This window comes from Duganella sp. CY15W, assembly GCF_009857555.1.
GTDB classification, from domain to species: domain Bacteria; phylum Pseudomonadota; class Gammaproteobacteria; order Burkholderiales; family Burkholderiaceae_D; genus Rugamonas; species Rugamonas sacchari.
The window spans coordinates 314225-334440 of record NZ_WWCQ01000006.1 but is presented as its reverse complement, the minus strand read 5'-3'; the positions used below and the strand labels follow the sequence as shown (position 1 = coordinate 334440).

Below are 20216 nucleotides of genomic sequence, written 5' to 3'. Positions count from 1 at the left end.
CTGTGGAAGACGAAGCAAGCGTAACCATCGAATTTTTCAAGAAAATGACAAAGGAATGTCATTTTCATGACATGTTGTTTTTTAATCAGCTCTTTTTAGGGCGGCCGGTCTTCAGCTGCGGCAGGCCAGCCAGCACGTTTTTCAGCGTCGCCAGGTCGATTTGCGAGATCAGCGCCACGCCCACGCGCAGCAGTTCGCTCTTTTTGACTTCAAAACCGGCTTTCAGCGCGGCTTTCTTCACCTGGCCCAGCACCGCATATTCGGCTTCCGGCATGGTGAAGCTGTCACGTACCAGTTTTTCTTTCTGAACTTTGACTTTCACTTCAGGAGTAGCTGGCTTGACGGCGGCCTTGGGTGCGGCTTTCGGCTTGGCGACGGCTTTCGGCGCGGCTTTTGGCGCAGCCTTGGGAGCGGCTTTCGGCACAGCCTTGGGCGCCGGTTTGACAGCGGCCTTCGGTACAGCTTTCGGCGCCGGCTTGGCAACCGCTTTCGGTGCTACCTTGGGCGCAGCCGCTTTTGGGGCTGGCCGGGCGGCGGGTTTCACCGCTGGTTTGGCGGTGGTGGTCTTGGTGGCGGCGGTTTTTGGGGCTGCTTTGGTAACCATTTCTACTCCATTTTAATCAACAATATAAATAGTATATATCATTTCAGGTGCGCAGCAACGCGGGCGAATAACAAGTCGGGATTCACCGGTTTGCGCAGGAAGTCCACCGCACCGGCGCTGCGCCCCAGCGATTCGTCCTCCTGCTGGCTTTTCGCCGTCAGGAAAACCACCGGTATCGCGCTGCTGCCCGGATCGGCCTTGAGGCGGCGGCAGGTCTCTATGCCATCCATGTCCGGCATCATGATGTCCAGCAGGATCAGGTCCACCTTGGACGATGCCACGATCTGCAAGGCCGTCGCGCCGCTGGTGGCGACCTTGGTGTTGTACTTGTCCTTGAGCAGATTGGACAGCAAGGTGATGTTGTCCGGCGTATCGTCAACGATCAGCACTGTGCGGCGGTTGTTCTGGGCATTCATGGTGTCTCCTGGTTCCTGATCGCGTCGGCCAGCAGTTTTCCTGCCGCCGCAAACTCGTACTGCTCCATAAGATGATTCAGCCGCGCCAGCTCCTGCGAAGACAGGACGGTCGCCAGGCAGGCCTGCGTGCGCTCGAAATAGTCCACGCTCTCGCCGCTGAACTCTCCCACCAGCGCCGCCAGCTCGCGCAAGGCATGGCGCGCATCGGCTAGCGTGGCGCAAGCATCTCCGCTGGCCATCTCCTGCGCCGGCGGCACTGGTGGAATCACCTTCATTGACATGCCCAGCCAGCGTGACAGCACCGTGTACAGACGCTGCGGATCGATCGGCTTGGTGAGGTAGTCCTGCATGCCCTCCTCCAGGCAGCGTGCCCGTATGCCAGCCAGCGCATTCGAGGTGACGGCGATGATCGGCAGCGCGCTGAAGCGGCTGTCCATGCGCAGCAGGCGCGTGGCCTGGTGGCCATCCATCACCGGCATGCCCAGGTCCATCAGCACCAGATCATAAGCCAGCGGACCGGCGGCCATTAAGCGCTCCACCGCTTCCTTGCCGTTGGCGACCACCTCCACATCCAGCCCTTGCAGCTGCAGCAGCTCGCGCGTGACGTCCTGGTTATCCTCGCTGTCCTCCGCCAGCAGCACGCGCGCGGTGCGGCGTGGCGAGGCATCCAGCTTCAACTCGCCGGCCGGCCCGTGATGCAGCGCGTCCTGCACCGCCAGCGCCGCCGCGTCAGATTCAGTGAACGGCAGGTCAAAGCAGAAGGTCGAGCCGCGATCGACTTCGCTCTCGACATCGATATTCCCGCCCATCAGCCGCACCAGCTGCTGCGAAATCGACAGCCCCAGGCCGGTGCCGCCAAACTGGCGCGTGGTCGAACCATTGGCCTGGCTGAAAGCGCGGAACAGGCGCGACTTCTGCTGCGGCGTCATGCCGATGCCGGTGTCCTGGACCGTGAAGCGCAGTAGCACCTTGCCGTCACGCTCGCCGCGCAGCTCGCACCGCAGCTCCAGCTTTCCTTCCAGCGTAAACTTCACGGCGTTATTGACCAGATTAATCAGCACCTGCCCCAGGCGCAGCGGATCGCCGACCAGATAGCGCGGCACTTCCGGCGCCACGTTAATCACATAGGTCAACCGCTTGTCGGCCGCACGCTGCGCGGTCACGCTGTTGACGTTGACCAGCACATCCTCCAGCGAGAACGGAATCGCCTCCACTTCCAGCCGCCCCGCCTCGATCTTGGAAAAGTCCAGGATGTCGTTGATGATGCCCAGCAGCGTTAGGGCCGCACGGTGAATCTTGCTGATGTAATCGTGCTGACGCGGCGTCAGTTCGGTGCGCAGCGCCAGGTAGGCCATGCCGATCACGGCGCTCATCGGCGTGCGGATCTCGTGGCTCATATTGGCCAGGAATTCCGACTTGGCGATATTGGCCGCTTCCGCCATCACATTGGCGGTGACCAGCTTCTGCTCGCGCTCGCGGCGTTCGCTGATGTCGCGGATAAAGGCGCAGAATTCAAAACTGTCATGCTCCTCGGTCTTCACGCGCGTAATCGCCAGCTCGATGGGGAATTCCTCGCCATTGCGGCGCAAGGCATACACCTCGATGCGCGTATCAAGCACGCCGCTGGTACCGCCGGTCAGATAACGCTGCATGCCGCGCCGGTGGTCGTAACGGAAGCGCGGCGGAATGATGGTCTTGTCCAGGTCCAGTCCCAGCGCCTCCTCGCGCTGCCAGCCAAAGATCACCTCCGCCTGACGGTTCCAGCCGACGATACGCCCGTCCAGATCCATGCGTACCACCGCATCCAGCGCCGTATCGACGATGGTTTGCAGCTTGGCCTGGCTGTCGTGGGCGATTTGCGTGGTGCGCGTCAGTTCCGCCGTGCGCGTGGCGATGCGCTGTTCCAGCTCCGCGTTCAGGTCGCGCAACTCACGCTCGGCATCGCGCAGGCGCGTCAGCGTATCGCGAAAACGCAGTACGGCGTCCGACAGGCGCCCCACCTGGTCGACGCGGCCGATGCCGGACAGCTTGATGTCCGTCTCGCCGCGCGTCAGCTTTTCCAGGCCGGTGCGGATGTCGGCAAACGGCCGCGCCGCACGGCGCCCGACAATAAAGATGGACAGCACGATCGCCAGCGCCAGCAGCAGGTTGGCGGCCACCGTATTGACGATCTGCCGCTGCAAATCGTTATCCATCTGCTGGCGCGAATACGCCAGGTCGATGGAGCCGACCGGATAGCTGCGGCGCGCATCGCTAAAGCTGATCTGGCGCCGCACATGGATCGCCGCCACCGGCTCCTTCATCGGCGACACATAGCTGGCCAGCTCCACGCCATTCGGCCCCAGTACGCGCAGCACCAGCACTTCCGGCGTGGCGCCGGAAGCGTCCACCACGCTGGATACCGCCGCGCTATTGATGTCGAACAGCGGCCGCGCCAGTGCCTGCGACAGCACCGCCGCCAGCCGTTCGGCGCGTTCACCCAGGTTCTGCTCCGCCTCGCGGCGCAGCGACTGCATCACGTACGTGGTGTAAATGGCGGTGGAAATCGCCACCGCGAGGAAGATCCCGAACCCCAGCCGCAGCAGGATATTGCGGCGCCATGCCAGACGTAGCTGCGACAGCGGACCGCCGCCATCGTTCAATACCTTGTCCAGCGGGTCAATGGCGAACTCCTTGGGCTTGCGCCAGCTTTTTGTAGCCCGGGCTGTTGCGCGCCTGTTCAATCGCGTTCCAGATACTTGCCGCCAGCTCCGGCCGGGAGGCCACCAGCGCATGCGACAGGATCAGGAAATACGGTTTTTCGATGATGGGGATAGGCAGTTGTTCCAGCTTCGATGCCAGTGGCCCGCGCATCAGGCCCGCCGCATCGCTGCCGCCAACCGCTGCCGCAGCCAGGCGGCCGGCCAGCAGCTTGCGCGCCAGTTCGTCGGCCCGCTGGCTGCCCTCGTCCACTTCCAGATTCTGCGCGCGCAGCACATCGCCCACCGAGTAGCCCAGCTGGAAGCCGATGGCGCCATCCAGATTGGTGAAATGCTTGCCGTCCCATTCCACCTTGCTGCCTTTGCGGCGCAGGACTACATAGGTATCGGTGTGCATGCGTTTGCCGGCGTCGATGTTTTCGCCGCCCGGATATTCCCCCAGCTCGCGCCGGTCCGGTTTATAGCTGACGGCAAACGCGCCATCGACCGCATTGGCCTTGAGCTGCGCCAGGCAGCGCTTCCACGGAATGCTTTGAAAATCGAACTGGATGTCGAGCCGCTGCTCGACCAGCTTGAGCAGGTCGAAATTGAGGCCGCCGCCCTGCTCCGTACGCCACGGCTTCACGTCCTGCGCTTCAAAACACAGCTTGATGGTTTCCCTTGCCGCAGCAGGCAAAGGCAAGGACAGGACTAGCAAGATGCAAGCGCAATAGCAAGTAATCCTGCCGCTCATAGGGCCTCCTGGTTAGCCGCTGGTTCGGATGCTGAAGTCTACACCCACCTCGTCCCACTGCTCCTGTTCCTTCTCCAGCCAATAGGACAGGGTCGGATGCTCCGCCACCCATTCGCGGCGGATCTCCAGCTCGATACGGCTCTTGAAGCGCAGCTTGATCTGCGTGAAGTCGATATCGATACGCGAGTGCATGAACAGCACCGACAGGCGCAGCGCCACGATCGCCTTGGCGAAATCGGGATCGGTCAGCACCTCGGCCACCTTGCGCAGGTTGCCCTTGTGGCCGACGATCAGGCGGCTCATGGTGCGCTGTTCGCGCGCCGTGAAGCCCGGCAGGTCGGCATTCTCGATAATGTAAGCGGCATGCTTGTGATAGCCCGTGTGCGACACCACCATGCCCATTTCGTGCAGCAGTGCGCTCCAGTACAGATGGCGGCCGTACTGCTCAGAGGCCGGCTTGGTCTGCGCATACAGTGCCAGCGCATCGTTGGCCACACGGTGGGCGCGGCGCTCATCGACGTGGAAGCGCTGCATACAGCCTTGCACCGATTGTTCGCGGCGGTCACGCTTGGTGGAACGCAGGTGCAAGTCCCACATAACGCCCATGCGCAGGCCGGCTTCAATCGGTATCACGACCGGGATATCTAGCTCGCTCACCAGCGCAATCAGGATCGCCAGGCCGCCGATGATGGTGGACGCGCGGTCCGGCTTGAGGCCCGCCATATCGATTTTGCTGATGTGGCCACAGGTGATGAAGTGCTGTTTCAGCGCCTCCAGCGAGTCCGCATTCACTTCACGTCCCAGGCCGTTCTTGATGATGATGTCGGCGATCGTGCGCGCCGTGCCGGACGAGCCGTAGCACTGCTTCCAGAACTGCGGATGATACGGCGGCGCCGCATCCTCGAAATGGCTGCGCGCCGACAGGATGGCCGCTTCAAACGAGGGCGCGTCCACACGGCCGCCGATGAAGAACGACAGGCTTTGCTTGACGGTGCCCACGCTGAACGACTCGACCCGTTCAATTTCCTGGCCACGGCCCAGTATCAGCTCGGTGGAGCCGCCGCCGATGTCGATGACCAGGCGGCGTTCGCCCGGCAGAGCTACCGCATGGGCCACGCCCATGTAGATCAGGCGCCCCTCTTCCTCGCCGGAGATAATCTCGATCGGGTAGCCGATGGCCAGTTCGGCCTCCGGCAAAAAGGCGGCGGAGTTGCGCGCCACGCGCATCGCGGACGTCGCCACCACGCGCACGGCGTCCAGCTTGTAGGCGGCCAGCACGATGCGGAAATTTTTGAGGCAGTTGAGCGCCGACTGCATGGCGGCCGGCGTCAGGTTACCGTCCTTGTCCAGCCCAGCGGCCAGACGTATCGGCTCGCGCACGCTTTTCAGGACGCGTATGGCCTCGCCATCATGCTTGCCGATGTGGAGGCGAAAACTGTTGGAACCCAGGTCTACTGCTGCATACATATGAAAGGAAGGCTCCGCGCTAAAAATCTGACTAAACGATTTACACCATTATAAGCACGATAAGCCGTCTTTGTGACAGCTTCATGACCAGGCTTCCATGGTACCGCTGTTTTGCGCTTCTACCACACGGTTGCGGCCCGCCTGCTTGGCCGCCTGCAGCGCCTCGTCGGCGCGCTTGAACAGGCTTACAGTGCTGTCTTCGGCACGGATAACCGTCACGCCAAGGCTGGCGGTCATGCTGATGATGGCCTTTTCCGCCTTGACCGGCAGCGCCGCCACGGCGTTGCGGATACGCTCGGCCACCATACTGGCATCTTCCAGCGCGGTGCGCGGCAGCAGGATGGCAAATTCGGCGCCGCCCAGGCGGCCCATCTGGTCGGAGTCGCGCAGTTGTTTTTTGCATACGTCGACCATGGCCTTGAGCACCATGTCGCCGGCCGGATGGCCATAGCTGTCGTTGACGCGCTTGAACTGGTCCAGGTTCAGGATAATCAGCGCGGTCGGCGTGCCGGGACGGCGCGCCAGCGCAATCCACGGCGTCAGCACCTGGTAGAAGCCGCGGCGGTTAGGCACATCGGTCAGCGCATCCACCGATTCCAGCCGCGCCAGCTCGCCCTGCGCCTGCTCGCGCGCCAGCAGCAGGTAGCCGAAGGCGTTCCCCAGCATCATCAGGTACAGCGCGCCCAGTCCCGCGCCCTGCACCACCGAGGGATTCAGCCAGCTGACGCCCTCCGGCAACAGGGACCACAGGCCGCGCGCCACCACCGCAGCGGTCAACACCAGCATGGACACCACCAGATAACGGCGCAACAGGGTGCCGCTGCTCCAGCCCCGTCCCAGCGCGGCGGTACCAGCCAGGAAGAAAAAGCCCGCCGCCACCGAGGCAATCGCAATCCGCCCGCCGGCGGGCAGCTGCAGCAGCCAGGCGCCGACGTACACGCCGATGGCCGCGCCCAGCGCCGGCAGCAGGTATTGCCGCCACACGCGGCGGCCGGCCTGCTCCCACAGCGCGGACGCATCCAGCGCAAACCCGGCAAACAGCACGGCATTGGCAAACGGGATGGTCAGAAAATCCGGCAGAACGCCGCGGAAATACAACAGTCCCCAGGCCACGGCCTGGCATTGCTTGGCCCAGGCCCAGGTGGCATGGACACGCGCCGCCTGACCGCTGCGGCGTGCTTCGAGCGCAAAAAAGAACAGCGCTGCGCACAGGCTCAGATTGCCCAGTGCCAGCGCCAACAGCAAGGTTTTTGTATCCATGACCGCAGCCGGGGTCAGACCTCGTGCTCGACGTTGCTGCTGCCATCGCCCATCTTGCTGGCCCAGGCTTGGGTGAAGTAGGCTTTTTCGTCTTCGGTCGGCGCATCGTGCCAGAACACGATCAGCGTGCCTTTGTGGTCGTGCAGCTGGCTGACTTTTTCGATAAAGCTCTGCTTGCCGGCCAGGTCAGCCAGGGCCGCCACGTAGCCGTAGACGCGGCTCAGGCGCTCCAGGCGGTCCGGCTCGGTAAAGCTGTTGGTGGCGGTAAGCGTTGGGTGGTCTAAAAACATCGTATCTCTCTCCAAGTTGGCCGCCAGAGGGGCGGGCCTGTGCTAACGCCATGCTACTATAAATTCCCTGGGTAAATCCACCATACAACAAAACTTGACGCCTCCCATCCACCGCCCCCAAGTCCGCACGCACGGCGACAAACGCCTGCTGGAATTCCAGCCCGGCATGGTGCAAAGCGAGATGCGCCTGTCGCGCCCGGACGATCTGGTGCTCAGCTATGTGCGCGCCATGATGTGCTTCGTGCTGTTTCACCCCCAGCCCGGCCACATCGTCATGGTGGGCCTGGGCGGCGGCTCGCTGGCCAAGTTTTGCTACCGCTACCTGCCGCAAGCCCGCATCACGGTGCTGGAACTGAACCCGGACGTGATCGCGCTGCGCGAGCAGTTCGCCATCCCGCGCGACAACGCCCGTTTCCAGGTGATCCAGGCCGATGCCGTGACCTACATGTCACAACTGGACAACAGTGCCGACGTGCTGCTGGTGGACGGTTTTGACGCCGACGGCCTGCCGCCCGCGCTGGGCAGCGCCAGCTTTTACGCCGACTGCCGCCGCGCCCTGCGCCCCGGCGGCGTGATGGTGACCAATATCTTCAGCTACGATCCGCTCTACACCACCATGCTGCGGCGCCTGCGCCAGACCTTCCACGGTCACATCTGCTGGTTTCCCGGCATTGCCGGCAACAACCGCATCCTGTTTGCCGTCAAGGGCGGCGGCCACTCGCCCGCCATGGCCATGCAGCGCAAGGTGGCGCGCACCGGCGGCCTGGCGCTGCCGCTGCTCAACCGTCTGCTGGCGCACTGGGTGGTGCTGAAATTGCGCCGCGCCTAGACCGTGGTTATTTGACACATGCGTCTGTCGGCGGGACATTTTTTGTGACACACTAGAATCAACCCTGCGGCCCCAGCTTCTGCCCGTGTCCAGCCACTCTTGCCTCTGGAAAGCGCGTCATGCCGTCTTCCCGCAAGTCCTCCAGAGTATCCGTGGCGGCCATGCTGACCTTGCTGACCGGGCTGGCCGTCACCGCCTTGTTGTTCATTGCCGTCAACGCACTGGAATACAGCAAGATGGAACTGAGCTTCCAGCAGCGCGGCCAGGCACGCGCGGCCGCCATCCGGCGTGGCATGGACGATACGCTGGAACTGGTCACCATCCTTAATGGCCTGTTCAGGTCGATGGGTACTGTCAGCCGCGAGCAATTCGCCAGCTTTACCCAGCCGCTGCTGGAACGTTATCCATTTGTACAAGCTTTCAATTTCCACCGCGTGCTGGACGAAGCGGGCGCGCGCCGGCTGGAAGCGGAGATGCAGAAACAGTCGCCCGGCTACCGCCTGCATGACACTGGCAACCGCCCCATGGATGCGCGCCCCCAGCACGTGATCGTGGACTACCTGGAACCGCTGGAAGGCAACGAGCCCGCCTTCGGCCTGGATGTGGCCTCGATCGCGCCGATGTTGCGGGTCATGAATGAGGCCGTGGACAGCGCCCAGGCCCGCACCACGCCGCTGATGCGGCTGCAGCAGGAACGCGGCACCCAAAAAGGCTTTGTGATGATGCTGCCGGTCTACCGCCAGGGTGTGGAATTGAACACCATCGAACGGCGCCGCGCGGCCTGGGTCGGCAACACCAGCGCCGTCATCCGCTCCGCCGACCTGATCCACAAAATCCTGCTGGCCAATGACTTGCTCGACGACCGCGAGCTCATGCTGCAAGTCTACATAGGCGATGACCTCAGTGCCGCCAACCTGATCTATAGCCGCGGCGAACCAGTCGGCCTGCTGCCAGCGCCCAACGCGGTGCAGCGCTGGCTGGCGGTGGATTATCGCGAGCCTTACACCCGCAGCTTCCACGCCGCCGGCAAATCCTGGCACGTGCTGGTGACGCCGCTGCCACGCCCGTTCCTGCCGCAGCACCTGGGCTCCATCTCGACGCTGATCGGCGGCCTGCTGTTCACGCTGCTCACGACGGCGTTCGTCAACTCGCTGGCGCAACGTTCCAGGCGCGTGCAGAAACTGGTGGACGAACGTACCCATGCACTCAAGCTCAGCAACGACAAGCTGGCCGAAGACGTGGCCGCGCGCAAGCGCACCGAGGAAGCCTTGCAGGAAAGCGAGCACCGCTTCCGCCGCCTGCTGGCGCTGTCTTCGGACTGGTACTGGGAACAGGATGAAAACTTCCGCTTCATCAATATCACAGGCGGCTTCTTCGACAAAGGCAAACAGGACCCCAAACGCTTCCTCGGCCGCACGCGCTGGGAACTGCATCCGGAGATGTGGGACAACCGCTGGGGCCGCGACCACCGCACCACGCTGGAATCCCACCTGCCCTTCACCAATCTGGAGTACTCGCTGCCCGGCACCGATGGCCAGGTGCACTGGTTCAGCACCAGCGGCGAGCCGGTGTTTGACCGCGACGGCAAGTTCCGCGGCTACCGTGGCACCGGCACCGAAATCAGCGAGCGCAAGCTGGCCGAACAGCGCATCCAGCACATTGCCCACCACGACGTGCTGACCGGCCTGCCCAACCGCATCCTGCTGCAGGACCGGCTGACGCAGGCAGTGGCGTTTGCCAACCGCAGCGGCAAACCGTTGTGGGTCATGCTGATCGACCTCGACCGCTTCAAATTCGTCAACGACAGCCTCGGCCACAAGGCCGGCGACCAGTTGCTCAAGACCGTCGCCCAGCGCCTGCAGGAAAGCGTGCGCGACAGCGACACCGTGGCGCGCCTGTCGGGCGATGAATTCGTCGCCATCCTGGCCGAATATCCCGAGGAAGCGCTGTCGCACGACGCTGCCCAGCGCATCATGCATGCCGTTACGCGGCCAGTCATGCTTGAGGGCAAAGAGTTTTTTGTCACGTGCTCGATTGGCGTGGCCATCTACGGCGCCGACGGCACACCGGCCCAGCGCCTCATCGAGCATGCCGACATTGCCATGTACCGCGCCAAAAAGCTGGGCCGCAACAATACCCAGTTCTACGAGCCGGCCATGAACGAAGAGGCGCGCGAGCGGCTGCGCATCGAAAGCGCGCTGCGCAATGCGCTGGAGCGGCAGGAATTGGTGCTGCACTACCAGCCGCAGGTGGATTTGCAGACCGGCCGCGTGGTGGGCATGGAAGCGCTGCTACGCTGGCAGCATCCCGAACTGGGCATGGTGGCGCCATGCCGCTTCATCGGCCTGGCGGAAGAGACCGGCCTTATTGTCGATATCGGCGCCTGGGTGCTGCGCACCGCCGCCGCGCAAGCGAAAGCGTGGATGGATGCGGGCCACGGCATGCTGCGCGTGGCCGTCAACCTGTCGCCGCGCCAGTTCAGCGAGCCGCATCTGGTGGCCTCGATTGCGGACGTGCTGCAGGAAACCGGCCTGCCGCCGGCCTGCCTGGACATCGAACTCACCGAGGGCCTGTTCATGAGCGATGTGGCGCAGGCGGTGGAGCTGCTGCACAAGCTCAAGGCGCTCGGCGTCGCCTTGTCCATCGATGACTTCGGCACCGGCTATTCCAGTTTTTCCTACCTGCGCAAATTCCCGATCGATGTGCTCAAGATCGACCGTTCCTTCATCAGTGACATCATCGACGGCGACGAGGCGGCCATTGTGGTCTCCATCATCGCGCTGGCGCACAACCTCAAGCTGCGCGTGATTGCGGAAGGCGTGGAGACCGAAAGCCAGCTGGACTATCTGCGCCGCAGCGGCTGCGACGAAATCCAGGGCTACTACTTCAGCCCAGCGCTACCGGTTGCGGACTTTGAACTACTGCTGCAACAGGGACGAGCTCTGCAAGCGGCACTGGCTTGACCCTGGGTTTGCGCTTGCGCGGCTTGGGCGCCAGCATGGTGCCGCTGCAATTGAGCGCACCGCAACGGCAGGCAAACGCGCGCTTGATGGCGGGCGTGTGGCGGCCTTCGTAGATGAGCGGATAGGAATAATTGAGTTCCTCATCCTTTTTGATCTCGTACAGCGCGTAGATGAAGATGCGGCCATCCTCTTCCTCGATGGCCTCGCAGTTGGGCTCGCAGGAATGGTTGATGAAGCGCGCCTCGTTGCCATGGTCGCCGCCGTCAATCACATTGCCGTTGGCCAGACTGAAGAAGAACGTGTGGTTGTGCGGGCCGCCCTGGGCGTCCGCGCGCGCTTGCGCTTCGTCCCAGCCGATCTCGCGGCCGGCATATTCAATCACGCGTTCTCCCGGCTCAATATCGCGCTGGGCGAATACGCCGTTGCCGTGTACGCTGGAACGTTCGACGCGGTATGCAGGAAGGGCTTGCTGTTGCTGTGGGTCTGGATGGCTGGCGCTGTGCATGGTAATCACTGAGATCAACGATCTTTTGATTAAACCACAGCCACCCAGATGATTCAATCAGATCGCAAGGCGTGCGCCAGGTCTTTTGCAAACTGCTGCGCCTGACCGTCCCCCAGCGTGGACACCGTGACGCGGATCGCCTGCGACTGGCCCTGCACATCGTAGGCGCTGCCCAGCCGCACCAGCCAGCCTTTCCTGGCCAGCGCGTAAGCGACATCCCTGGCATCCCGCGCCACTGGAATCCACACATTCAGGCCGCCGCTGGGCTGGAACACGGCGATGCCTTGCGCCTGCAGCGCCGCGCACATTTCCGTGCGCCGCGCTGCATACGCTGCGCGTGCGGCGTCGATCTGCGCCCGCACCTCGGCCGAGCCGAGACACGCGCCGACGATGGTTTGCAGCAGCCGGCTGACCCAGGTCATGCCCGGCGCCAGCCGGGTGCGCAAGCGGGTGGCAGTTTCCGCATCGCACGCCACGAAGGCGAGGCGCATGTCCGGCCCCAGCCCCTTGCAGACGGAACGCAGCACGGCCCAGCGCGCGGTGCTGGCGGGAATCACCGAGTAATACGGCGATTCCGTGAGCAAGGCGAAATGGTCATCCACGATCACCAGTACATTCGGATAGGCGGACAACACGCGCCTGAGCTCGTCGGCGCGGCGCGACGACAGGCTGTGGCCGGTGGGATTGCCCGCGCGCGGCGTCAGCAGCACCGCGCGCACGCCGTCTTCCAGCGCACGCGCCAGCGCCTGCGGCTGCATGCCTTCCTCGTCAATCGGTACCCCCACTGCGCGCATGCCGCCCAGGCGCAGCGCGTTGATGCTGCCAAGGAAACACGGATCTTCAACCGCCACCTTGTCGCCGGCCACCAGATGGGCCACCGCCAGGCGCTCGATGCCGTCCACCGCGCCGTGCGTCAGTTCCAGCTCCCAGCCGGGCGGACAGTCTGGCGCAAACCAGTTGCGGCCACATTCGCGCAACTCCGGCAGGATCGCCGCCTCGCCATACAGCGCCGACTTGAGCGGACGCCCCGCCAGCAGCGTGGACGCATCCGGCAGCCAGTCGCGGTTCGGATTACCGTGGGCCAGGTCGATCAGCGGCGAGTCGGTGCTCATGCCTTCCTGTTCGCCGGCGCCGGGCGGCGCGGCAATCGACGTGCCCAGGCGGCCCTGCGCGATGGCCAGGCCAGCCTTGGTCAGCCGCTGGTAGGCCGCAGCCACGGTGTTGCGGTTGACGCCCAGCGTCTCCGCCAGCTCACGGACCGGCGGCAGCGCGGCGCCAGGGGCATAGTAGCCGCTTTGCACTAGCGCACGGATGCAGTCGGCAATTTCAATTGCAGTGGTTCCAGAGATCTTTGACATTGTCCTAGGACATAATGTTATTATGTATCAGACATTCTACCCTATCAGGAGCCTCGCCCATGTTTTCCGGTCTTAGCGCATTCCCCATCACCCCGATGAACGAAACCGGCGTGGACGAAGCCGCCTTTGGCCGGCTGGTGCGGCGCCTGGCCGCGGCTGGCGTCGATTCGATCGGCGCGCTGGGCTCCACCGGCTGCTATCCCTACCTGACACGCGCCGAACGCGCGCGCGCCGCGCAACTGGCGGTGGAATATGCGGACGGCGTGCCGGTGATGGTCGGCATCGGCGCCTTACGCACCCGCGATGTGCTGGAGCTGGCCGAGGATGCGCAAAAGGCGGGCGCCAGCGCGGTGCTGCTGGCGCCTGTCTCGTACCACAGTCTGCAGGCGGAGGAAGTCTATGGCCTGTACGAAAACGTCACGCGCAACCTGTCGATCCCGCTGTGCGTGTACGACAATCCCGGCACCACCCGCTTCAACTTCAGCGACGAGCTGCATGGCCGCATTGCCCAGTTGCCGAATATCGGCTCGATCAAGATTCCCGGCGTGCCGGCCGATCCCGCCGCAGCCGCAGAGCGCGTGGCCCGCCTGCGCGCCCTGATCCCGGCCAGCGTCACGCTGGGCGTCAGCGGCGACTGGTTTGGCGCGGCCGGCATGAACGCGGGCTGCGAAGCGTGGTACTCCGTCATCGGCGGCCTGTTCCCGCGCACCACGCTGGCCATCGCGCGCGCCGCGCAAGCCGGCCATGCGGACGCTGCGACGCAGCTGTCTGAACGTCTGCGGCCGTACTGGGACCTGATCGCCCGCCACGGCGGCAGCCTGAGCATTACCGCTACCGCACTCGAGATACTGGGTCTGGTGCAGCACCCTTGCCTGCCCTTGCCGCTCACCGCCCTGGTCGATGCCGACCGCGCCGAGCTTGCCAAACTGATCGAGACGCTGGAGCTGGCATGAACACCAGCGCGCCACCGTGGACCTCACTGGCGCGCTACGTCGCCGCAGCCGCACTGGCGCGCATGGCGGATGGTGGCGCGGTGGTGGCGATCGTGCTGCTGGTCACCCTGCACGGCGACGGCGGCAGCCTGGCCGGCTTGCTGGGCGCCTGCCTCACCGCTCCACATATGCTGGGGCCGTTTGTGGCGCGCCGCATCGACCTCGCCGACGATGGCCGCAAGGTGATCGCCACGGCCTGTGTGCTGTATGCCATCGCCCTGGCCGTCGCGGTGGCCAGCTACGGCCAGATTCCGGTCGTGCTTACAGCGCTGCTGCTGGCGACGGCCGGCCTGTGCGGCCCGCTGCTCACGGGCGGCATCAGCACCCGCCTGCCCGCCATCGCCGGCCGAGAGCAACGTACGCTGCGGCGCGCGCAGGGATGGGACATTGCCACTTACGGCATCGGCAACACACTGGGCGCATCCACCGTTGCCGCCGTCTCGGCCTGGACCTCGCCTACCTACGCCGGCCTGAGCCTGGCGTTTGCCACCCTGCTGGCGGCCGGCCTGGTCATGCTGCTGCCTTACAGCGCGCCTGAACATGGCGGCAATCCGCAAGCGGTGCCGGGTGCCTGGCGCACCATCGGCGTGATCGTGCAGGATGGTCGCTTGCGGCGCACGCTGTACATGACTTGCCTGGTGGCGTTCAGCATGGCCGCGCTGCCGATCACTGCAGTGCAGATGACGCGCATGCTAGGGATTCCGCTGGCCAGCGCGGCGGCCATGACGGCCGCTTACGGGATCGGCAACCTGACGGGATCGGTGGGCCTGATGCTGCGGCCGCTGCGCGGCAGCCCGGACAAGCTCATGACGATGCTGGCGCTCGGCGCGGCCTGCGGCCTGTTTGCCATCATGATGAGCCCGGACTGGATGGTGGCTGTCGGCCTGTTCTGGCTATCCGGCACGGTGAACGCCTTTTTCTTTGCCGCCACGCTGGCCGCACGCACCGAGTATGCGCCGCCCATGGCGCGCGGCCAGATCTTCCTGTGGGTGGCGGCCATGAAGATCACCTCCAGCTCCGCCGGCACCGCCGTGGCCGGCATGCTGATCGGGCAGGACGCCCGTCTGCCGCTGATCGCGGGCATGGTGCTGATGACCACTGCCGTGCTGCTGTCAACACTGGAGCGCGGACTTAGTCGGCAGGCGGCTTGAACAAGTCTTCCAGGTCGGCGCGCGTGGTGGGCTTGCGCACCACGCCGCGCCGGCCGGTGTACTCTTCTTCGATATTGTCACGGTAGTAGCTCCAGGCTGAACCGGAGGTAGACAGCTTGCGCCACACCTCGTTGCCGACGCCGGAATAGTCCATGGCCGTACCGTCTTCAAACTCCACACGCAGCATTTTGTCACGCGCGTCGTAGCCGATGGCCCGCAGTTTTCCCGCATTAATGCGTTTCATCTCCATGCTGGCCTCCTTTTTGTCCCGTTCTCAGATAGTAGCGCCATCGCCGCGCGCAGTCGATAGCATGCAAGAGACATCTGCGCACCTCTCCTGACAGAAATTGGTAGCGAACACCAATATAATGGTGTTTTTTATACAACCATGCAGTTCAATTGAAAGGAAGCCAGCAATGCCCAGCATTGGATTGATATTGACGCCCGGTTTCGCCGATTGGGAATATGCGTTCATCGCCGGAACGGCGGCGCCATACTACGGGATTGAGACCCGGTTTTTCACGCCGATGCAGGGGCAAGGGCAGTTTCGTTCAATGGGCGGCCTGGCTGTCACGGTGGAGGACGGCCTGCAGCAATGCCTGGACTGGCGGCCGGATGTGGTGGCCGTCATCGGCGGCACGTTGTGGGAACAGCGGGATGCCCCGGACCTGAACAGCTTCCTGCGCACTGCGCGCGCGAATGGCGCAGGCATCGCGGGCATTTGTGGCGGCACTTTGGCGCTGGCGCGCGCCGGCCTGCTCGACACCGTTGCCCATACCTCCAACGGCGCCGAGTTCTTGCAAGACAATGCCGCGGGCTATCACGGCGGCGCGCTTTACCAGGCCAGTCCGCGCGCTGTGGCCAGCGAGGGCATCATCACCGCAGCCGGCACTGCGCCGCTCAGCTTTACGTGCGCCGTGTTTGCTGCGGTTGGCCTCGCGCCAGAAACCATCGCAGAGTTTCAGTCCATGCTCACGGCTGAATCCGCCTAGCGCCTAGATGACGGACTTTATTTGGCTGCCGCCTTGGCGCGCGCTGCGTGCAGCTTTTTATAGCTGTCCAGCAGACGCTGGTGGCGGTCCAGACCTTCCAGCTGCATGCTGGTTGGTGTCAGGCCGTAGAAGCGTACGCTGCCATCGACCGAACCCAGCACCGCATCCATGCGCGGATGGCCAAACATGCGGCGGAAATTGACTTCATAGTCGTCCAGCGTCATGTCGTCATCCAGCGTCACTTCCAGCACCGCATTCAAGGCCTGATAGAACAGGCCGCGGTCCACGGTGTTGTCGTTGTACTGCAGGAAGGCGCCGACCAGTTCGTGCGCTTCTTCAAACTGCTGCAAGGCGAGGTTAATCAGCAGGCGCAGTTCCAGCACGGTCAGCTGGCCCCATTCCGTGTTTTCGTCAAACTCGACGCCGATCAGCGTGGCGATGTCGCCGTACTCGTCCAGCTCGTTGTTTTCCAGGCGGTCCAGCAGCGCTTCGAGCTGTTCGTCGTTGAGGCGATGCAGGTTCAGGATGTCGGCGCGGAACAGCAGCGATTTGTTGGTGTTGTCCCACACCAGGTCTTCCACCGGATAGACTTCCGAATAGCCCGGCACCAGGATGCGGCAGGCGGTCGCACCCAGCTGGTCGTACACGGCCGTGTAGACTTCTTTGCCCATCTCGTCGAGGATGGCCAGCAAGGTGGCGGCTTCTTCGGCATTGGAGTTTTCACCATGGCCCGAGAAGTCCCATTCGACGAAGTCATAATCCGCTTTGGCGCTGAAGAAGCGCCACGACACCACACCGCTCGAGTCAATGAAGTGCTCGACAAAGTTGTACGGCTCGGTGACGGCTTCGCTGGCAAAGGTCGGGCGTGGCAAATCGTTGAGGCCCTCAAAGCTGCGGCCCTGCATCAGTTCGGTCAGGCTACGCTCCAGCGCGACTTCCAGGCTCGGGTGTGCGCCAAACGAGGCAAACACGCCGCCGGTGCGCGGGTTCATCAAGGTCACGCACATGACCGGATACACGCCGCCCAGCGACGCATCCTTGACCAGCACCGGGAAGCCCTGCTCTTCCAGACCCTTGATGCCGGCCACGATGCCGGGATATTTCGCCAGCACTTCCTGCGGCACGTCCGGCAAGGCGATTTCGCCTTCGAGGATTTCGCGCTTGACCGCGCGTTCAAAAATCTCCGACAGGCACTGCACCTGCGCTTCCGCCAGCGTATTGCCGGCGCTCATGCCATTGCTGGCGTAGAGGTTTTCAATCAGGTTGGACGGGAAGTAGACCACCTCGTCATCCGAACGGCGTACAAACGGCAGCGAGCAGATGCCGCGCGCCACATTGCCGGAATTGGTGTCGATCAGGTGCGTGCCGCGCAGCTCGCCATCCGGGTTGTAGATTTCCAGCGTGTACTCATCGAGGATATCTTCCGGCAGCTTGTCCTTGCGGCCCGGTTTGAACCAGCGCTCGTTCGGGTAATGCACGAACTCGGCGTTGGCGATGTCTTCGCCCCAGAACGCGCCAGCGTAGAAGTGGTTATTGCTGATGCGTTCAATGTATTCGCCCAGCGCCGAGGCCAGCGCGCTTTCCTTGGTCGAACCTTTGCCGTTGGTGAAGCACATCGGCGAGTGCGCGTCGCGGATGTGCAGCGACCACACATTGGGCACGATGTTGCGCCACGAGGCAATTTCAATCTTGATGCCGAGGCTGGCCAGCAGCGCCGACATATTGGCGATGGTCTGCTCCAGCGGCAAGTCTTTGCCCTGGATGTAGGTGCTGGCGCCGGCGTCCGACGTCACCGTCAGCAGCGCCTGGGCGTCGGCATCCAGGTTCGCCACTTCTTCAATGATGAAGTCCGGGCCTTCCTGCACCACTTTCTTCACGGTGCAGCGGTCGATCGAGCGCAGGATGCCCTGGCGGTCTTTTTCCGAAATATCTTCCGGCAGTTCGACCTGGATCTTGAAAATCTGCTTGTAGCGGTTTTCTGGATCGACGATGTTGTTCTGCGACAGGCGGATATTCTCGGTCGGGATATTTCGTGTATTGCAGTACAACTTTACGAAATAAGCAGCGCACAAGGCCGACGACGCCAGGAAGTAATCGAAAGGACCAGGCGCGGAGCCATCGCCTTTGTAGCGGATGGGCTGGTCGGCAATTACCGTGAAGTCATCGAATTTAGCCTCAAGTCGCAGCTTATCGAGAAAGTTGACCTTAATTTCCATGGGAGTGTTCCAAAATAGTGCTCAAAATGATGTAGCCGCTATTATCCGGCTTTTGAGCCCCCACGGCAAAGGCTGCCGACCATCCCGCGTTCAGTCCTTCGCCAGCGGACGCACGTATTCCAGCAGGCTGACCAGCGTCTTGCCCGGTTCCTCGAACTGCACCAGGTGCGAGGAATGTTCAAACCAGACCGCGCGCTTGTACGGGGCTTTCACTTTCGACAGCCAGGCTGCCGTCGGTCCGGACGGCGTGGTGTAGTCGTGGCGGCCCATGAACATCACCACTGGCACCGGGAATTTGCTGACCGGCTTGAAGTCCACCTCCAGCCATTCGTTGAGCACGCGTTCCAGCGTCAGCAGGCTGCCCTTGTCGATGGCCTGCTCTGCCTTGTCGTCATACTCGGGCGACAGCAGCGGCGCGTTGAAGTAGTAGCCAAAGTCGCTGCGGTAAGCCGCCAGGCCGCCGTAGTGCTGCGCCCAGGTGCGCTCGGTAACGATGCGCTCGCGCGTGATCGGCGTATTGCCCGGATACGGCGCAATCGACTCCAGCTCCTGGATCGCCTGGGTGTTGTTCTCCTTGCGCGCCTGCGCCATGGCAAAGTCGAAGCTGACCTTTTCGTTGTCCAGCATGCTGATGACCTGGCCGATGCCCACATAGGCATGGAACAGTTCGGGATGGGCCAGCGCGGCGCGCATCGCCACCACCGTGCCCCAGCTGTGGCCGGCCAGGATCACCTTGCGCTTGCCGTAGCGTTTGGAGATGGCTTGGGCAATTTCCACCGCATCATCGACGAACTGGGCTATGCGCAGCGTCGGCCGCACGGCGTCCACGTCGTTGTCCAGATAAGTGCGGCCGGCGCCGCGCTGATCGTAGTTCACCACCGTGAAGTATTCTTCCAGCGGACGCTGGTACATCCACATGGTGGGCGCACTCGGCGACGCCGGTCCGCCATGTACAAACAGCAGCACCGGGTTCTTGCGGTCCTGTCCGCGCGTGTAGATCCACTGGTCGATGCCGCCAATGTGCAGCTTGAAGTTTTCCTGCACACCGTTGGGCGCGACGATGCGGCTCACATCGCCAATGATCTCCTTGCCGGTCGGCTGCGCCGCCAGCGCGCCGGCCATTGCCGCGACACAGGCGGCCATCACCATCAGGCGCTTCATTTCTTGCGGCTGCCGTGCACCATCTGGCGTGCCTGCTTGCGCAGCACGGCCTGCTCCCAGCGCTGTTTCTGTTCTTCGGTTTCCGGCACCAGCGCGGGCACCTTGACGGGCTTGCGTTCCGAGTCCACCGCCACCATGGTGAAGTAGCAGCTGTTGGCATGGCGCACCAGACGCTGCTGGATGTTTTCCGTCACCACGCGGATCCCCACTTCCATCGACGTATTGCCGGTGTAGTTGATCGACGCCAGGAAGGTCACCAGCTCGCCCACGTGGATCGGTTGCAGGAACATCACCTGGTCCACCGACAGCGTCACCACATAGCTGCCCGAGTAGCGGCTGGCGCAGGCATAGGCCACGCTATCGAGGTATTTCAAGATCGTGCCGCCGTGGACGTTGCCTGAGAAATTGGCCATATCGGGCGTCATCAGCACAGTCATGCTAAGTTCATGCGCCACCCAGCTCATCGGTTTTTCCATTGCCTGGCTCCTGTTAGTTTCATCACATGCTAGCCGCTAAACTTGCCATTCGCAAATAGTTATCAAAAAGTGTATGCTGCGCTCTTACTTTTGAAGGAGTGCTC

18 protein-coding genes are annotated in these 20216 nt (G+C 63.2%); 5 read left to right on the top strand and 13 right to left on the bottom strand.

What is annotated here, in order from left to right; translation table 11 throughout:
* Positions 1–85 precede the first annotated feature (85 nt).
* The 7 genes from GTP58_RS26330 to GTP58_RS26300 form a co-directional block, all read right to left on the bottom strand.
* Entirely contained in the window at positions 86–604 is a 519-nt protein-coding gene (locus tag GTP58_RS26330) for a hypothetical protein (RefSeq protein WP_161079978.1), read from the bottom strand.
* A 38-nt stretch (positions 605–642) separates the two neighbouring features.
* Positions 643–1020 (bottom strand): response regulator, encoded by a 378-nt coding sequence (locus tag GTP58_RS26325; protein WP_161079977.1) that lies wholly within the window; start codon positions 1018–1020, stop codon positions 643–645.
* Positions 1017–3743: an ATP-binding protein gene (locus GTP58_RS26320; protein ID WP_229215756.1), complete on the bottom strand. Its 2727-nt coding sequence runs from the start codon at positions 3741–3743 to the stop codon at positions 1017–1019. The genes GTP58_RS26325 and GTP58_RS26320 overlap by 4 nt, the downstream gene beginning before the upstream one ends.
* Entirely contained in the window at positions 3679–4416 is a 738-nt protein-coding gene (locus GTP58_RS26315) for an ABC transporter substrate-binding protein (RefSeq protein ID WP_229215755.1), read from the bottom strand. Before GTP58_RS26315 ends, GTP58_RS26320 begins: the two co-directional genes overlap by 65 nt.
* Positions 4417–4464: 48 nt before the next feature.
* On the bottom strand, positions 4465–5919 hold the full coding sequence (locus GTP58_RS26310) for a Ppx/GppA phosphatase family protein (RefSeq protein ID WP_072786554.1): 1455 nt from the start codon (positions 5917–5919) through the stop codon (positions 4465–4467).
* An 81-nt stretch (positions 5920–6000) separates the two neighbouring features.
* Complete coding sequence (locus GTP58_RS26305) at positions 6001–7179, bottom strand: GGDEF domain-containing protein (RefSeq protein ID WP_161079974.1); 1179 nt, start codon at positions 7177–7179, stop codon at positions 6001–6003.
* Positions 7180–7193: 14 nt separating this feature from the next.
* Complete coding sequence (locus GTP58_RS26300) at positions 7194–7469, bottom strand: hypothetical protein (RefSeq protein WP_161079973.1); 276 nt, start codon at positions 7467–7469, stop codon at positions 7194–7196.
* A 94-nt stretch (positions 7470–7563) separates the two neighbouring features.
* On the opposite strand from GTP58_RS26300, the gene GTP58_RS26295 reads away from it, so the two are divergent.
* Positions 7564–8298: a methyltransferase domain-containing protein gene (locus GTP58_RS26295; RefSeq protein WP_229215754.1), complete on the top strand. Its 735-nt coding sequence runs from the start codon at positions 7564–7566 to the stop codon at positions 8296–8298.
* Positions 8299–8417: 119 nt separating this feature from the next.
* A complete protein-coding gene (locus GTP58_RS26290) occupies positions 8418–11261 on the top strand; it encodes an EAL domain-containing protein (protein WP_161079972.1) in 2844 nt (947 codons plus the stop codon).
* Here GTP58_RS26290 and GTP58_RS26285 read toward each other — a convergent pair.
* A complete protein-coding gene (locus GTP58_RS26285; protein ID WP_161079971.1) occupies positions 11185–11766 on the bottom strand; it encodes an SET domain-containing protein in 582 nt (193 codons plus the stop codon). The two genes, GTP58_RS26290 and GTP58_RS26285, sit on opposite strands and share 77 nt — an antisense overlap.
* A 53-nt stretch (positions 11767–11819) precedes the next feature.
* The gene (gene ptsJ / locus GTP58_RS26280) at positions 11820–13124 is read right to left on the bottom strand and encodes a transcriptional regulator PtsJ (protein ID WP_161079970.1); all 1305 of its coding nucleotides are present in this window, start codon (positions 13122–13124) and stop codon (positions 11820–11822) included.
* A gap of 59 nt (positions 13125–13183) precedes the next feature.
* Here ptsJ and GTP58_RS26275 point away from each other — a divergent pair, with 59 nt between their 5' ends.
* Together GTP58_RS26275 and GTP58_RS26270 are read left to right on the top strand one after the other, a co-directional pair.
* Complete coding sequence (locus tag GTP58_RS26275; protein WP_161079969.1) at positions 13184–14077, top strand: dihydrodipicolinate synthase family protein; 894 nt, start codon at positions 13184–13186, stop codon at positions 14075–14077.
* On the top strand, positions 14074–15267 hold the full coding sequence (locus GTP58_RS26270) for an MFS transporter (protein WP_161079968.1): 1194 nt from the start codon (positions 14074–14076) through the stop codon (positions 15265–15267). Before GTP58_RS26275 ends, GTP58_RS26270 begins: the two co-directional genes overlap by 4 nt.
* Here the strand turns inward: GTP58_RS26270 and GTP58_RS26265 are convergent.
* A complete protein-coding gene (locus tag GTP58_RS26265) occupies positions 15248–15517 on the bottom strand; it encodes a KTSC domain-containing protein (protein ID WP_072786539.1) in 270 nt (89 codons plus the stop codon). The genes GTP58_RS26270 and GTP58_RS26265 overlap by 20 nt on opposite strands.
* 166 nt (positions 15518–15683) lie before the next feature.
* Between GTP58_RS26265 and GTP58_RS26260 the strand changes: the two genes are divergently transcribed.
* Positions 15684–16259 carry a DJ-1/PfpI family protein gene (locus GTP58_RS26260; RefSeq protein WP_161079967.1) on the top strand — a complete coding sequence of 192 codons (576 nt, stop codon included), beginning with the start codon at positions 15684–15686 and terminating at the stop codon, positions 16257–16259.
* Between the two features lie 17 nt (positions 16260–16276).
* Here GTP58_RS26260 and GTP58_RS26255 read toward each other — a convergent pair whose 3' ends face one another.
* The 3 genes from GTP58_RS26255 to GTP58_RS26245 all read right to left on the bottom strand — a co-directional run bounded on the left by GTP58_RS26255 (position 16277) and on the right by GTP58_RS26245 (position 20112).
* The gene (locus GTP58_RS26255; RefSeq protein ID WP_161079966.1) at positions 16277–18475 is read right to left on the bottom strand and encodes an OsmC domain/YcaO domain-containing protein; all 2199 of its coding nucleotides are present in this window, start codon (positions 18473–18475) and stop codon (positions 16277–16279) included.
* A 90-nt stretch (positions 18476–18565) separates the two neighbouring features.
* Positions 18566–19636 carry an alpha/beta hydrolase gene (locus GTP58_RS26250; RefSeq protein ID WP_161079965.1) on the bottom strand — a complete coding sequence of 357 codons (1071 nt, stop codon included), beginning with the start codon at positions 19634–19636 and terminating at the stop codon, positions 18566–18568.
* Positions 19633–20112 (bottom strand): acyl-CoA thioesterase, encoded by a 480-nt coding sequence (locus GTP58_RS26245; RefSeq protein ID WP_139260621.1) that lies wholly within the window; start codon positions 20110–20112, stop codon positions 19633–19635. The genes GTP58_RS26250 and GTP58_RS26245 overlap by 4 nt, the downstream gene beginning before the upstream one ends.
* Between the last annotated feature and the right edge of the window lie 104 nt (positions 20113–20216).